At 53.3% G+C, this 14,925-nt stretch carries 14 protein-coding genes; 4 read left to right on the top strand and 10 right to left on the bottom strand.

Features of this window, described 5'->3' with window-relative positions; genetic code table 11:
- Positions 1 to 229 precede the first annotated feature (229 nt).
- The 3 genes from NYE26_RS13705 to msrA all read right to left on the bottom strand — a co-directional run bounded on the left by NYE26_RS13705 (position 230) and on the right by msrA (position 3,418).
- On the bottom strand, positions 230 to 1,021 hold the full coding sequence (locus tag NYE26_RS13705; RefSeq protein ID WP_339256520.1) for an HAD family hydrolase: 792 nt from the start codon (positions 1,019 to 1,021) through the stop codon (positions 230 to 232).
- A 144-nt stretch (positions 1,022 to 1,165) separates the two neighbouring features.
- Positions 1,166 to 2,536, bottom strand: coding sequence for a glycoside hydrolase family 64 protein (locus NYE26_RS13700; protein ID WP_339256518.1), 1,371 nt, complete (start codon positions 2,534 to 2,536; stop codon positions 1,166 to 1,168).
- A gap of 366 nt (positions 2,537 to 2,902) precedes the next feature.
- The gene (msrA, locus tag NYE26_RS13695; protein ID WP_339256516.1) at positions 2,903 to 3,418 is read right to left on the bottom strand and encodes a peptide-methionine (S)-S-oxide reductase MsrA; all 516 of its coding nucleotides are present in this window, start codon (positions 3,416 to 3,418) and stop codon (positions 2,903 to 2,905) included.
- A gap of 359 nt (positions 3,419 to 3,777) precedes the next feature.
- On the opposite strand from msrA, the gene NYE26_RS13690 reads away from it, so the two are divergent.
- Positions 3,778 to 4,338, top strand: coding sequence for a TetR/AcrR family transcriptional regulator (locus tag NYE26_RS13690; RefSeq protein WP_339256514.1), 561 nt, complete (start codon positions 3,778 to 3,780; stop codon positions 4,336 to 4,338).
- An 82-nt stretch (positions 4,339 to 4,420) separates the two neighbouring features.
- On the opposite strand, the gene NYE26_RS13685 is transcribed toward NYE26_RS13690, so the two are convergent.
- Genes NYE26_RS13685 through NYE26_RS13670 form a run of 4 tightly spaced genes read right to left on the bottom strand, consistent with a single transcriptional unit; the run spans position 4,421 to position 8,554 of the window.
- The gene (locus NYE26_RS13685; protein WP_339256512.1) at positions 4,421 to 5,437 is read right to left on the bottom strand and encodes a Gfo/Idh/MocA family oxidoreductase; all 1,017 of its coding nucleotides are present in this window, start codon (positions 5,435 to 5,437) and stop codon (positions 4,421 to 4,423) included.
- 38 nt (positions 5,438 to 5,475) lie between these two features.
- On the bottom strand, positions 5,476 to 6,564 hold the full coding sequence (locus NYE26_RS13680; protein WP_339256510.1) for a Gfo/Idh/MocA family oxidoreductase: 1,089 nt from the start codon (positions 6,562 to 6,564) through the stop codon (positions 5,476 to 5,478).
- Complete coding sequence (locus tag NYE26_RS13675) at positions 6,561 to 7,337, bottom strand: sugar phosphate isomerase/epimerase (RefSeq protein WP_339256508.1); 777 nt, start codon at positions 7,335 to 7,337, stop codon at positions 6,561 to 6,563. The genes NYE26_RS13680 and NYE26_RS13675 overlap by 4 nt, the downstream gene beginning before the upstream one ends.
- Positions 7,338 to 7,390: 53 nt before the next feature.
- Positions 7,391 to 8,554, bottom strand: a complete 1,164-nt coding sequence (locus NYE26_RS13670; protein WP_339256506.1) for a Gfo/Idh/MocA family oxidoreductase — start codon at positions 8,552 to 8,554, stop codon at positions 7,391 to 7,393.
- Positions 8,555 to 8,713: 159 nt separating this feature from the next.
- Between NYE26_RS13670 and NYE26_RS13665 the strand changes: the two genes are divergently transcribed.
- On the top strand, positions 8,714 to 9,553 hold the full coding sequence (locus NYE26_RS13665; protein WP_339256504.1) for an AraC family transcriptional regulator: 840 nt from the start codon (positions 8,714 to 8,716) through the stop codon (positions 9,551 to 9,553).
- Between the two features lie 281 nt (positions 9,554 to 9,834).
- On the opposite strand, the gene uxaC is transcribed toward NYE26_RS13665, so the two are convergent.
- Positions 9,835 to 11,244 carry a glucuronate isomerase gene (uxaC, locus tag NYE26_RS13660; protein WP_209870386.1) on the bottom strand — a complete coding sequence of 470 codons (1,410 nt, stop codon included), beginning with the start codon at positions 11,242 to 11,244 and terminating at the stop codon, positions 9,835 to 9,837.
- A 155-nt stretch (positions 11,245 to 11,399) separates the two neighbouring features.
- Here uxaC and NYE26_RS13655 point away from each other — a divergent pair, with 155 nt between their 5' ends.
- Both NYE26_RS13655 and NYE26_RS13650 read left to right on the top strand, forming a co-directional pair.
- A complete protein-coding gene (locus tag NYE26_RS13655) occupies positions 11,400 to 12,092 on the top strand; it encodes a GntR family transcriptional regulator (protein WP_339256501.1) in 693 nt (230 codons plus the stop codon).
- A 48-nt stretch (positions 12,093 to 12,140) separates the two neighbouring features.
- Entirely contained in the window at positions 12,141 to 12,995 is an 855-nt protein-coding gene (locus NYE26_RS13650) for an SDR family oxidoreductase (RefSeq protein ID WP_339256499.1), read from the top strand.
- Between the two features lie 66 nt (positions 12,996 to 13,061).
- Here NYE26_RS13650 and NYE26_RS13645 read toward each other — a convergent pair whose 3' ends face one another.
- Positions 13,062 to 13,751 (bottom strand): ABC transporter ATP-binding protein, encoded by a 690-nt coding sequence (locus NYE26_RS13645; protein ID WP_339256497.1) that lies wholly within the window; start codon positions 13,749 to 13,751, stop codon positions 13,062 to 13,064.
- Positions 13,748 to 14,872, bottom strand: a complete 1,125-nt coding sequence (locus tag NYE26_RS13640; RefSeq protein ID WP_339256495.1) for an ABC transporter permease — start codon at positions 14,870 to 14,872, stop codon at positions 13,748 to 13,750. The genes NYE26_RS13645 and NYE26_RS13640 overlap by 4 nt, the downstream gene beginning before the upstream one ends.
- Between the last annotated feature and the right edge of the window lie 53 nt (positions 14,873 to 14,925).

Raw genomic sequence — 14,925 nt, 5'->3', positions numbered from 1 at the left:
GGGATGGGGCGGTGACATTTACAGCCTCGCTAACAGCAGGAGGGTTCAGTGTCACGGCTATAGAGGGGTAACATCCGGCTGGTCTCTGTAAGAAGCTCTCACCTTGCACTTCTCTCTCTGGTCAGTCCTCACGGGATATCCTGTCTCTGGTCATTGCCTTGGTTATGGTGTTGCTGGTTACATAATACGCACGGTCTTCGACAGAAGTCAATACTTCGCAGAAAAAAACTTAAAATCCGCTTCCCGCTTGACCGCTTAATCCTTTTAACTTTAACTCCCTTAATCCCTCAGCCCGTGGGCCTTGCCCACCGAGCTCATTCCGCTGCAACCGCTGAATAATATCCCCTACTTCTTCCACCGTATGCGCAATATAATCCGCCCCGGCCGCCGATAACTCCTCCTCTGAACCATAGCCGAATAACACGCCCACAGAGGCTACACCGCAGGCTCTGGCCCCGATGATGTCATGCTCCCGGTCCCCGATCATCAGCGAATGCGAAGCAAGAAGATTATTCTCCTCCAGCACATGCTGAATCACCTCGCGCTTCTTCGATCTTGTGCCATCCAGGTTGCTGCCGGCCGCATACTTGAAGAACCCGTCCAATTCGTAATGCCGGAGGATCTGCTCAGCGAACACAATAGGCTTGGAGGTCGCCACATACAGCTCGAATCCCTTACTCCTCAAGCTCTCCAGCAGTTCTGGAATGCCTGGAATCACATGGTTCTCGAACATCCCCAGCGTCCGGTAACGCTCCCGGTAGAACTCTACAGCCTGTGCCGCTGCCTCCGCCGTAAAGCCCTGAATTTCAATAAAAGAATCATATAGCGGCGGACCTATGTACGGAATCAGCAAGTCAGGATGCTCCACCTCAATGCTGAATTGGTTGAGCGCATACTCCACGCTTTTGGTAATGCCTTCCTTGGGATCGGTTAGTGTGCCGTCCAGATCAAATAAGATGTGCTGCAAGCTGTCCTTCATCTCTTCCGGATGCTCCCTTCGTGTGTAATTGCTATCCATCATACCTTGCTTCCTGTTTATTTTCCACAGGCTTCTCCGCGCCGATAATCACTGCACACACAAGAAGGCACCCATTCAGCCATTATCTGGCTTACGGGGCGCCTCTATTGTAAAATCGTAGTTTTCCTTTACCTGTGGCTTACGTGCTTACCAGCCCACGCGGATAATCAGGCCTTTGGGGTCACCGACTTCCAGGTAGGACGCCTGGCCGTTGACATCGTCATACGGGAAGCCGTAAGCCAGCCCGCTGATGCTGTGGTCATGCCAGAATTTTGCATAAAAGTTGGCGGGAGCCGCATTGTAATAGTTAGCTACGTTGTTCCAGTTACTAGTGGTGTAGACATGGCGGTTAATGGCAGCGCCGGTGGCAGCATCGATAAGCGAGCCATCGTTACGGAGAATATCCTGGGTGCTATAGCTGACATAGCCTGCGAAATAATTGCCGTTGGCCCCGCCGGCTTTGAACGAACCATGGACAGGAGCGATGATCCGGTAAGGCGCCTGATCGGTACCCAGCGATTTGAAGGCAGACGGCACTTCATTCTGGTATTTGCTGAAGATTCCGGCGCGTGTCTCCGATTCCAGCTCGCCTACCGTCTTGTCATAGCCGCCGGACAAGCCTACCAGCCGGTGCTGGACCGGGAAGCCGAATGCATCGACACGGGTCGTATTGCCATGGTAGCCTGTAGCATCCACCGTGAATTCAACGAAGTCGAAATAGAGATTACGGTTAGGATCGGTCGGATTATCAATATCCGGTCCGGCAAAGCCGTCGTCATAGGTCTTAATATACAACGGCGTGCCAACACTTAGAAACATGCGGCCGGAGGTGATTTTGGGCAGCGTCACCCAGCTGGTCTGGCTAACCGTATGATAAATATTGGCATAGTTGACCCCGTTCTTGGTCAGATGGCCGGAAGCATTATTCAGCGCATTCGAGATCGGAATGAGATTGCCGCTAAGATCCAGATAACTCCATTTGCCGTTAGCCGGATTGATACCGATGACGCCCCAATAGACCTGGTTATCAGGGTAAGCGCCTCCCGTTCCGTTCATGACTTTGACAGACACGGAGCCTCCCGGCGGTGTCGGAATAGAAGAGGCAGCGATAGAATAGATGGAACCGGAAGACCCGGAAGGCGGAGTAGTCGGCGCTGCAGTGGGCGCGGTTCCCGCAGTGTAGTTGAACCAGCCGGTATCATAAGCCGGAGTCCCATTGTTGTAGGTGAAGAAGTACGAGAGTGCTGTGCCGCTCGCGACGCCTGTAACCACCTGCTCATAACGCGATTTACTGTTGTTATAAGTCATTCGGTAGTTTAGCTGGGTTCCCGAGTTCACCTTGTAATGCACATCGGTCCAGCTGGTACTGACTGTAGATTTGAACCAGATGGTAGCTGAGGTTCCCGACAGATCTACACCTTGGGTATAATCAGCTGCGGCTGCTTTGGAATTGAACAAAGGCAGGCAAGAGAGCAGAAGCACGAACGCAAGCATCGTCATTAACCATTTTTTGGACATTCTTAGATTCCTCCTGAATTATATTGGCATTGCAGTACTTCCCTTCAACTGCAGGAGCTGTAGAGCATTCTGTATTTCGCCAAGCCGCTTATTCTATCCTCTGTACCCGTACCCTGCTACCTCCCCCCTATTCCCGCCTGCATCAGAACCAGAATTACCAATGCTTGTATCCGTTTACAAATATGATTATAGTTGCACAATCGGCAATTGAGTAGGCACGGAATTTCGGATTTAGGTTCCCATATTTTGGTTTTTGGTATAATGATCTATAGCTTAACCCGCACGGTGCTGCAAAAATAGCAAAAAGCCCTTAATTCCCAGACGCCTGGTCATTAAAGGCTTTTGTAGGCTTCCCTCTCGTATTCACTATTCCCAGTGCTGCGAAATAAAGGTATCCCGCCCGGATTGCTCACGGTCCTCTTTATAATGCTTCGGATTCTTCTTATGATAGTCCTGATGATAGTCTTCTGCCGGATAGAATACCGGCGCAGGCAGAATCTCCGTCACCACCGGAAGCTCGAATCTGCCGCTGACCGCCACCTGCTCCCGGGAAGCCAGTGCAGCCAGCCGCTGCTCTTCCGTATAATAGAATACCGCCGTGCGGTACTGCGTTCCCCGGTCCTGAAACTGTCCGCCGTCATCCGTCGGGTCAATCTGCGGCCAGAATAGCGCAAGCAGCCGCTCGTAAGGGAATAATTCAGGGTCATAAGTGATCTGAACCACCTCGTAGTGACCGGTTGTACCGGTCTTCACCTGCTCATAAGTAGGGTTCTCTACCGTTCCTCCGGCGTATCCCGATACAATCCCGTGAATTCCGGGAAGCTCTTCGAACGGCGTAACCATGCACCAGAAGCAGCCTCCGGCAAACATTGCCTGTTCCATAGCCATACTCCCACTCCCTGTCTCTCTTCTGCTGACTCTAGGTAAACCCTGTACTAAGATAAAGCCTAATGGTCTAAAAGTCAATTGGATTGCTTGTATTAGCAATCCATTCATATGCTTAAGAAATAGAATGTTTATTCTATTGATATTCTAAAAGGAAGAAAATCAAACTTCAAATAAATTCAGAACGAAAATTCCATTTTTCCTAATTTAGACAAAAATATAGTTCTTTTATTGTCTATTTCACCACAAATTCTATCTTTTTTCCACTTTGCAGCGGAATAGACATTCTGATAATTGACATTTCCTTGCAGGGGATGTACTATTTTATAGAATGATTTTTCCGTTAGTGAGGTGTAATGATGGGTAAACGAGATGATATTCTTCAGGCAACCCTTGATTTAATTACTGAAGAAGGCTTACAATCTGTTACTTTCGCCAAAATATTCAAAAGGGCCAATGTAGGCTCCAGCACATTCTACCATTATTTCGAGAACAAGGAGCAGCTGGTCAATGAGTTGTACCATAAAGTCCGCATACATAAAAATGAGTTCGTCATGAACGGCTATGACCCCGGCTTAACCATCTATGAGCGTGTGAAGAGCCTTCTGAAGAATACGGCTAACTATTCGCTTCAATACCCCAAAGAGGTTGATTTCACAGAGAACTATTGCTCCTCGCCCTATATTTCCGAGGACTTGCGGAACACGCCGGCTCCCTCAACCTTAGAGATATTCTCCATCATTGAAGAAGGACAGCGGCAGGGAATCATCCGGGAAATGAATGTTTGTCTGTGCTATCAGCTGATCTACGGGATATTAATTGCTGTCATCAAAGGCTACTTGGACGGAAAATATCCGCTGAATGAGCAGCAGATTCAGCAGACCATTGAAGCCTGCTGGCTTGCTATTAAGCTGTAGCGGATAACACAAATGAGGCCATCCCTTAAGCAGGGCTCTGCATAAGAGACAGCCTATTCCGGCATCAGCCGGATGATGTACACTAGACCTGAGGGACCAGATTCCGGCTCCCCGAGGACTTGTAGATCTCTGCAATCAGCGTGAGCGCTTTGATGCCCTCAGCACCGTCAATCCAGAACCTGCGGCCTTCACGGATGTGGGCGTAGAAGTCATGAATTAACCGTGAATGCCCGGTGCCCCAGTAGGATTTCCCGCCGCTGCTGATGCTCTGCGGCTCACAGAGCAGCGTCTCCTGACCATCCTTCCACAGATACAGGCTGTCCCTGCGCTGCTGCAGGGTCCCTTGCTCGAAGACCAGCTCCAGCTCCACCGGTGAATTGGCCTGATATGCATTGGTTCCGTAGAAGAGCCCGCGCGCCTTGTTTTTGAAGTCGATACACGCATGTGCACTGTCCTCGACCTCAATAACATTGTTCAGCACATCGGTGCTTACACTGCCTTTCACGGAAGCGATGTCACCGCCGAACCATTGCAGCAGATCCAGGGTATGGATAGCCTGATTGATCAATACCCCTCCGCCTTCCGTAGCCCAGTGGCCTCTCCATGGACTGTTCGTGTAGTACTCCTCAGTCCGGGTCCATGTTACCAAGCCCTTCATGCAGAGGAGGTTACCCAGGCTGCCGGAATCGATCACCTCCCTGATGCGCACCGAAGGTTCATTATAGCGGTTCTGGAATACTACACCCAGCTGTCCCGGAGCCTGCTCCGCCGCCTCCTGCATCAAGCGGGCCGAAGGCACATCCAGCGCCATGGGCTTCTCGGTTAACACATGCTTGCCCGCCTTCAGCAGCTCCACCGCCATTCCGGCATGCAGATGATGCGGCGTGCAGAGATGGACGATGCCGATATCTGCACGCTCCAGCAGCTCCCTGTAATCCGTCAGGCCTTCACATTCGTAATCCTGAGCGGACTGAGCCGCCTGAACAGGGTCACTGTCCACCACGGCTACCAGCCGCACATTCTCGATCGAGGCAATGGCTCTGGCATGCAGCGGGGCAATCGCCCCACAGCCGATAATCGCTGCTCCGTTGGTATTCATCTTATCCACCTTCCGATCTTCTGATAGCTGTCCTGCAACTATTTGAGCGTATCCGGTGTCAGATTCACCGCTTGCTGCTGCGCCTCCAGACACAGCTCAGCCGCCTTGAATGCATGCTCCTGCGTCATCGCCTTCTCCGTCCGTTCCAGGCAGTCCAGAATCAGCTCACCGAAGAACGGGAAGCCGATCTTCCCGGCCACATGCTCATAATGCTCTCCCTCACCGTCCACCCAGTAGACATGGTCCGGTGTGCTGGAGCGGCCGATATCGCTGTATTTGCGCAGTTCGATATAGCCTTCCGTGCCGAGAATGATCGTCCGTCCGTCGCCCCAGGTTCCGAGTCCTGACGGTGTGAACCAGTCCACGCGAAAATACTGCGTAGCCCCGTTGTCCCCAACCAGCGTAGCATCCCCGTAATCCTCCAGCTCCGGGTATGCCGGATTGTTGTAGTTGGCAACCTTACTGTGCAGCACCTTGGCATCGCGGCAGCCTGCATAGAAGAGGAACTGTTCAATCTGGTGACTGCCGATGTCACAGAGAATGCCGCCGTATTTGTCACGCTGGAAGAACCATTCCGGCCGGCTGGGTGCATTTAACCGGTGCGGACCCAGTCCCATGACCTGAAGCACACGGCCAATCGCCCCCTGCTGCACCAGCTGACCGGCATAGACAGCGCTCTCTACATGCAGTCTCTCACTGTAGTATGTCATGTATTTCCGCCCCGTCTGCTCCACCTGAAGGCGTGCTGCCGCGAGCTGGTCCAGAGAAGTGAACGGAGATTTGTCCGTGAAATAATCCTTCCCGTGTGCCATCACCCGCAGACCGAGCGGACCGCGCTCCGAAGGAACGGCCGCCGCTGCAACGAGCCGGACCTCAGGATCTTCAAGAATCTCTTCAGCAGAACGCGCGGCTCTGACGCCGGGATACTTGTTCAGGAATGCTTTTACCTTCTCGGGGTCAGGATCGTATACCCACTTCAGCTCGGCTCCCGCCTCCACCAGCCCGTTGCACATCCCGTAAATATGCCCATGATCCAGTGCCAGCGCAGCGATTACGAATTCACCCGGCCCCACCACAGGCTTCGCCTCATGTACCGGAGCATACATCATTCCATCCTTGCGGCTCATGCTTGCACCTCCAATCTGGAATGCAGATACCGGAGGCTGATCTCCAGGCTCTCGAACGGATCACGCTGGCACACATCCTGCTCCACGATATGCCATTCCACCCCCGTCTTGCGGCAGGCATCAATAATCGCTCCATAGTTCATATTGCCTTCGCCGATCTCGGCAAACACAGCCTTACGGTTCAGAATAGTCATATCCTTGAAATGCACAGCCTGCATTCTGCCTTCCACCTTGTGAATCCACTCTACAGGATCTCCGCCCCCCGCCTGAACCCAGTACAGATCCAGCTCGAACCCGAAGACCTCCGGATCACTGTCCTGCAGCAGCACATCCATACCGGTCAGACCGTCAAAACGTTCAAATTCAAAATCATGATTATGATAAACGAATTGCAGGCCATACTCTTCCTTAAGTGTCCGTGCAATGCCGGAAGCCAGCTTAGCGAAGGTGCGGTAGCCCTCCTGGCTGGTCTGATATTCCGCAGGCAGCGAGCCAAGACCGATGTATTTGCAGTCCCACAGCTTATGCTCGGCAGCGAGCGCATCCAGATCATTCACCAGCCGGTCCCAGGGAACGTGTGTCGCACATATTTTCAGATTAAATTCATCCGCATATTCCTTCACCAGCTTAGGGTCCATGGGACCGATCCCGGAGATTTGCACAGCCTGGTACCCCATGCTGCTCACCTTCCGCAGGCTCTCTCTCAAGTCCTCCGGCGTCCGGGTATATTCACGCAGGGTATACATTTGGGCGGCAATCGTTGAACGGTTCATTGTATTCATCCACTCCTAGATAAGTTTGAGTTGCGTAAGAGAGTAAGGTTCGTCTAGTGGGTGCCCGATACATCCAGGGCTTTCTGGCTGACCGGCGCTTTCTGAAAAGTCGAATTCTCCACCTGCTCCATCAGCTTCTCATAGAACAGCTCGCTGTCGATCGGCAGGTCCACCCAGTTGTCGGTCCATGCGGACAGATACATGGCATTGGACAGGGTCAGACCGTGAATGCCCTCTTCCCCCGGAGCCAGCAGCGGCTCATCCTGCAGAATGGCATTGGTGAAGTTGCGCAGAATCCCCTTATGCTGTTCTCCATTTCCGGCTTCCACCGGAATCTCGCATTTCCAGCACTCCGGTGCTCCGAACCCTCCGGTATATTCCGCATTAAACTTCGGCTCCGGGGTGCGAAGGCGGAAGAAGGTCAGCGTGCCGTCTTCGACGACGATTTTACCGTTGTCTCCTGTAATCTCGAACCGGTTCGTCCCCGGCGCTTCCCCTGTAGTCGTGATGAACAGCCCGGTTGCGCCATTCTCATACTCCACATAAGCGGTCACATCATCCTCAACCTCAATATTCCGGTACTTCCCGAACTGGCAAAAAGCGCGTACCCGCTTAGGCATCATTCCGGTAGTCCACTGCCAGAGATCAAGCTGGTGCGGGTCCTGGTTCAGCAGCACTCCGCCGCCTTCCCCGCCCCAGGTCGCCCGCCAGCCGCCGGAATCGTAGTAGCTCTGAGAGCGGTACCAATTGGTGATAATCCAGTTCGTGCGCCGGATCTCTCCCAGCTCCCCGGACTGAATCAATTCTCTCAGCTTCTGATAGAGCGGATTCGTCCGCTGGTTATACATAATGCCGAATTTGCGGTCAGACTTCGCTGCGGCGTCATTCATCTCCTGTACTGCCTTCGTATAGACACCGGCAGGCTTCTCGATCAGAACATGCAGCCCGTAGCCCAGCGCTTGAATCGCCAGCGGCGGATGATCATAATGCGGGGTGGCAATCATCACCGCATCAATGATCCCGGACTTGAACAGTTCCTCCGGCGACAGAAAGCGCTGTACATGATCCGGCAAATGCTCCTCTGCCCATTCCAGCCGCTCAAGGCTGATGTCGCATACGGCCGTTAGCTCGGCCCCCTTAATATCACTCAGCAGACTCTGTGCATGGGTCCGCCCCATACCCCCTACGCCAATAATTCCATAACGTACCTTATCCATCTCCCATTCCCTTCCTGAAACAGTTTATGTTATGAGGATAACCCTATTTGCCGGTGGAGGCCATGACTGTAATTAAGGTATATTTGTATAATAATAAGATGTATTGGATAAATGGAAGCGTTATAATAGCTTTATAGCCTTATTTGAAGGAGCTCTGATATGAATATGACTGCGAAAGGCAATGGTAATTTGACCGGACGCCTGCTGCACAACCTGACGGTTACCGTTACCCATGCCCAATTAACCAGCAGATATCCGGGATGGAACCGGACGAATGAGACCCCTGCATTCAACCGGCTCTACTACATTGATTCCGGCGAAGGCAAGGTGATTATCAACGGAGTGGCGTACTATCCGAGACCCGGACAGCTGATGATTATGCCCGCAGGCTCTACCCAGACCACGGATACTTCACGTGATGATCCTTATACACGCTACTATTGCCACTTCGATGCGCAGATTGGGGAATGGCCGCTGTTTCATTCGGCGAATAAGCTGTATATCTGTGATGTGCCTGATCCGGAGGCCACCCGGACGATGTTCGCGGAGATGATTGAATGGTTCCAGGATACCGGTTTCCTCGCTACCCTTCGGACGCAGGCTGCGCTGCTTACACTGCTGTCCCTCTGTCTGGAATCAGGAGGCTATAGCAATTTCCTTGACGATCTGACGCATACGAGCGACCAGGGCAAGCTGGCGAATGTGCTGGGCTACATCGATCAACGGTTAATGCGGCCGCTGACGGTCGAGGAGCTGGCAGAGCGGGTCCATCTGCACCCGAACTATTTCATTCCCTATTTCAAGAAGTTCATCGGCGTTCCGCCGATGCAGTACGTCCAGCTGAAACGGATGGAGCTCGCGAAGAGGCAGCTCTCCTACACCGATTTCAGCATCTCCAGTATCGCCGAGCAGGTCGGCATGGAGCTGGCCCACTTCTCGAAGGTGTTCAAGAAGTCAACCGGCGTATCCCCGTCTGCTTATCGGAGCAGTACGCGGTAGGATGCACCGGAAGGTGCCAGAACAAATACGCACCAGCACCGAATGTATGCTGTTTTCCGCATACATTAGGGTCACGCGCCTGCGTACCACTTATCCACAACAGAGGAAAATCATAGTTTCCTCAAGAAACAAAAAATCAGCATGCCTCTGTAAGAAGCCTGCTGATTTTTTGAAAATATAATTTATAGGTTTCCGAAACGGTACCGTCCTTTAAAAGGACGGCAAAGCCGTTTCCACTTGTGCTTTTCCAAGCCATGAATGGTATGCTGCGCTCCTGCTCTCTACTTGATCCCGAAATACGCATCCGCATTGTTGTAGCATATATTCTCAATGGTCCGGCCGATCAAGGCATAGTCTCGCGGCAGGTCCCCCTCTTCCATCCACGTGCCGAACAGGTTGCAGAGAATGCGCCGGAAGTATTCATGACGCGTGAAGGATAGGAAGCTTCTGGAGTCAGTCAGCATGCCGACAAAAGGGCTGATCAGGCCAATGCTGGATAGCGCCTTCAACTGCTGCAGCATGCCCTCCTTCTGATCATGGAACCACCAGCCGGAACCCATCTGCACCTTGCCCTTGATGCCATCACCCTGGAAGTTACCGATTGCGGTGGCTATCATCTCGTATTGCGAAGGGTTCAGCGTATAGACGATGGTCTTCGGCAGCTGTCCGCTGGCATCCAGCTCATTCAGCAGTGCGTTGAGACTGCGGGCCATATTGAAATCCAGAATCGAATCGAAGCCGCTGTCCTTGCCGATGGCACTGAACATCCGTGCGTTGTTGTTGCGCAGCGCTCCGATATGCAGCTGCATGCTCCAGCCCCGCTCATGATAGAGCCGGCCTAATTTGATCAGCGTATGGCTCTGGAACTTCTGTTCCTCCTGCGGGCTGATCTCTTCCCCTTTGAAGGCCCGGGCGAATATGTAGGCCGCTTCATGCTCTGTAGACTGGGCATGCGGCAGCTCACCGAAAGCCTGATCCGACAGCCGGCAGCCATGCTTATGGAAATAATCGATCCGCGCGGTCACAGCCTGGAGGAATCCGGAGTAATCGTGGATCTCAATACCGCTCGCCTCACCAAGCAGGCCCACGTATCCGGTGAATCCTTCATCACGGATATTCAGCACCCGGTCCGGTCTGAAGGTCGGGGCAACCACCGTCTGAAGCACATTGTCCTTCTTAATCTGAATGTGATGCTCCAGTGAATCAATGGGATCATCCGTTGTGCAGACCACATCGACATTGAGTTTTTTGAGAATCCCCTGCGTAGTCAGTTCATCTCCCTGGAGCTGCTCATTGCAGCGTTCCCACACACTGTCCGCAGTCTCCCCGGAGAGCAGCTCGTCGATCCCGAAGTAGCGCTTCAACTCCAGATGAGTCCAGTGGTAGAGCGGATTGCCCACCATCTCAGGCAGGGAACGCGCCCAGACCATGAATTTGTCTTTGTCCGGCGCATTCCCGGTAATTAGCTGTTCGTCAACGCCCAGCCAGCGGAGCGCCCGCCACTTGTAATGGTCCCCAGATAAGGCGAGATCAGCGATATTGCGGAACCTGCGGTTACTGCTGATCTCCTGCGGATTCAGATGACTGTGAAAATCATAAATCGGCATTGCAGCGGCATAATCGTGATACAGTCTCTGTGCACTTGGACTTAACAGCAGCCAGTCGTCATGAATAAAAGATGAGGTACTCATATTGTTATCCAGCCTCTCGTGTATGATATTGACGGGCCACGGATACCGTCCTGAAGCGGACAGCAGGCGCTTCTGCCCATTCGCACTACCATACTACCATACAAGTATGGTAGTATGGTAGTGCTTACATTAATCATTAACAGGAGGGTTACACGATGGAATACACTATCGGTACACAAGCACTCTCCACAAGGGACATCGTGTATCGTTCACTGAAGAATCAGATTCTGCTGCTGGAGCTGCCGCCCGGAACCGGGATTTCGGAGAAGGAGATTTCGCTGAAGTTCAGTGTCAGCCGCACTCCGGTCCGTGAGGCTTTTGTCCGTCTGGCCCAGGAGGGCCTGCTTGCTGTATACCCCCAGCGGGGAACGGTGGTCTCCCTGATTGATTCCGAGCTCGTGGAAGAAGCCCGCTTCATGCGCGAGCATCTGGAGCGGGCAGTCATCCGGGAATCGTGCAGCGCCTTCCAGGCCAGGAATCTTATCGATCTGAAGGCTAATCTGGACAAGCAGAAGCTCTGCATCGAGGATCAGGACTATAAGGAAATGTTCATGCTGGACGAAGAGTTCCATCATGTGATTTTTATGGGCTGCAATAAAAAGAATACCTGGGAGGTCATCCAGCAGATCAAGGTTCACCTGAACCGCAGCCGGATGCTCAAGCTCACGGCAGATCACAACTGGGAGCATCTGTACCGGCAGCATTATGGTCTATATGAAGCCATTGAGCAGCATAATATTCAGCAAGGGGATCAGCTTATGCAGGAGCATATGGCCCTGACGATCGCCGATCAGGAGATGCTGATGGAGAAATATCCGCAATATTATAAGCAAAGATCCGCAGACTGATATAACCTGACGCAAGATCATACTTTCACCAAGAAGGGTTGGATCACTATGTCCGAGTTGGCATTACAGCCTGCACTGGCAGGCAAGACCGCTGTAATTACCGGAGGAGCCGGAGCCCTCTGCAGCGCTATGGCGCTGGAATTGGCCCGGCAAGGCGTGAAGGTCGCCATCCTGAACCGTACGGAGGCCAAAGGGGCAGCTCTGTCTGCACAGATCACTTCCGGCGGCGGTCAGTCCCTGGCCTTGGCCTGCGATGTTATGGATGCCGGGAGTGTCCGGCAGGCAGCGGATGAGATCCACAAGCACTGGGGTCCCTGCGACTTGTTGATCAATGGAGCCGGGGGCAATCAGCCTTCGGCGATTACCACCAAGGAGACCTTAGAACCGGGAGACCTGGAGAATCCCGATGTCGTCTCCTTCTTTGATCTGTCCGTGAGCGGGTTCCGAACGGTCCTTGACCTCAATCTGACCGGAACATTAATTCCAACCCAAATCTTCGCCAAGCAAATGCTCGGACGCCCCGGAGCAGCGGTGATCAACATCTCCTCCATGAGCGCCGCATCGCCACTCACCAAGGTTCCGGCTTACAGTGCGGCCAAGGCAGGCATCAACAACTTCACACAGTGGCTTGCGGTTCATCTGGCAGAGTCCGCCATACGGGTGAATGCCATCGCCCCCGGCTTCTTCGTCACTGCACAGAATGAACAGCTGCTGAAGAACCCGAACGGTGAACTAACCGAACGTTCGCTCAAAATCATCTCCCAGACCCCGATGCGCCGCTTCGGCACACCGGAGGATCTGCTCGGCACCTTGCTCTGGCTGGCCGATGAGCGCATGTCCGGGTTCGTAACCGGGGTAACCATCCCCGTAGATGGCGGGTTTATGGCCTACTCGGGCGTGTGAAGGCATTCTGCAGCGGGAAACCGGCATTCAAAAAAACTGAACCCCGTCCCCAGGGTTCAGTTCCAATTAATTAAGGCTATGCGCTTCAACCAGCACGCCATCCTCCAGATGCAGCACCCGGTCGCACCAGTCCAGCATCCGTTCGTCATGAGTAACCATTACAGCAGCCTTGCCTTCGCTCCGCACCTCGTCGGCTATCATCCGTACCACTTCCCGGCCACGGCTGTAATCCAGGCTGGCTGTAGGCTCGTCTGCGAACAGAATGGCCGGCTTGTTCATCCATGCCCGGGCAATCGCCACTCGCTGCTTCTCGCCCCCGGACAGCTGTTCGGGATAATGATTGCGGCGCTCCCAGATCTCCAGACGCTTCAGCAGATAGGCGGCACGCACCTTCGCTTCCTTCGGGCTGAGCTTAGCCAGCTTCGCTACATAGAGCAGCTGCTCCTCTACCTTCAGGAACGGCAGCAGCTGCGCACTTTGGAACATGAAGCCGATTTTTTTCAGCCTTAGCTCCGTCAGTGCCCTCTTGTCCTTGTCACGCAGCGGTTCGCCGTCGAGGAGGATCTCTCCGCTGGTGGGCGTAAGCAGCGCACCGGCTGCGGAGAGAAACGTGCTTTTCCCGGAGCCGGATGGCCCCAGTACTGCTATGAATTCGCCTTCGTTCACCGTAAGGTCCAGATGGTTCAGTACGGTCATCGCCCCGTCCCCATCCCCGTAAGTCTTGGTTACCTGCTTCATCACTAATTTCGCACTCATGCTCCAGTCCTCCCTATCGCTTCCAAGGCATCCACCTTAGCTACTCTTGCTACCGAAATTAACGAGCCCAGCAGGGACATCCCTATGAACAGCAGACTGGTCATCGCCATCGTCTGTCCATCCAGCTCAAACGGCATCGAATCGGGCAGGCCCATATTCATCCCCAGCGTAAGCAGAATGCCCAGCACCAGACTGGCGACAGACAGCAGCATTACTTGACCGACTACACTCCAGGCCAGATAGGACATCTTGGTCCCCATCGCCTTCAGGATACCGAATTGGCTGGTCTTCTGGATCGTAATGACATAGAAAAATACAGCAAGAACTACCGCAGCAATCACGAACAGGAACACAATCATCATCAGCAGCGAATTCTGCTCGGCGGAATAACCGGGAACACTGGCGATCGCCTGCTTTTGTGTAATTACCTCTATGGACTGCTGCTGATCCGCAATCTGCGCAGCTTGAGCCGCCGTTACATCCAGCGCGATCACATTGTATGGGGCATTGGCATTGCCTGAACCGCCGCCTCCCTGAACCGTTCCTTGCTTCATCGCCTGCCAGTCCAGCTGATTGATATAGACCACCGGAGTATGGCTGTAGGAGCTGTCCTTCACGAAGCCGGTAACCGTCCAGCTCATGCCGGAAGCCTGATCACGGATCGTACTGCCAATGGTAACGCCGGACTGTTCCAGCTTGGAGTCTGCAACCGCGCTGCCTTGAACCTCATTGGTGAATCCGGCGCCTTCCGTTACTTCAGGAGCCAGCATGCCCGTCATATCTATGGCAAAAAAAGTAATATCCGCCTTAACCTCCGCACCGGCAGCTGTAATTGTACTGGTCTGTACCCCCAGCGGAGTCGCGTTCGCCTCTCCGGCTACTGACCGGGCAGCCGCAAGCTCCGTATCCGTTAACTGTGAACGCCTGAAGGTATGATCCGCATCGCTCTGCACGGCGAAGTAATTGGCGGGCATATTTTTCAGCGCCGAAATATTGGCATAAGCAAGACCTCTAGCCAGGCCGGTGACGAACAGCACCAGGAACGAGACCAGCAGCATAATCACCATAATGAGACTGTAGCGTGCTTTGGAGTGCCTCATCTCCCGAATTGCCAAGAACATATAACCACTCCCTCTAATCTGTATATCCACAGTTTAGAGAGTGAAGATGAACG

This window comes from Paenibacillus sp. FSL P2-0136, assembly GCF_037975325.1.
Classification (GTDB): domain Bacteria; phylum Bacillota; class Bacilli; order Paenibacillales; family Paenibacillaceae; genus Paenibacillus_AQ; species Paenibacillus_AQ silagei.
Note: the sequence above shows the minus strand (reverse complement) of the source record. Positions and strands in the feature narration are given on the sequence as shown.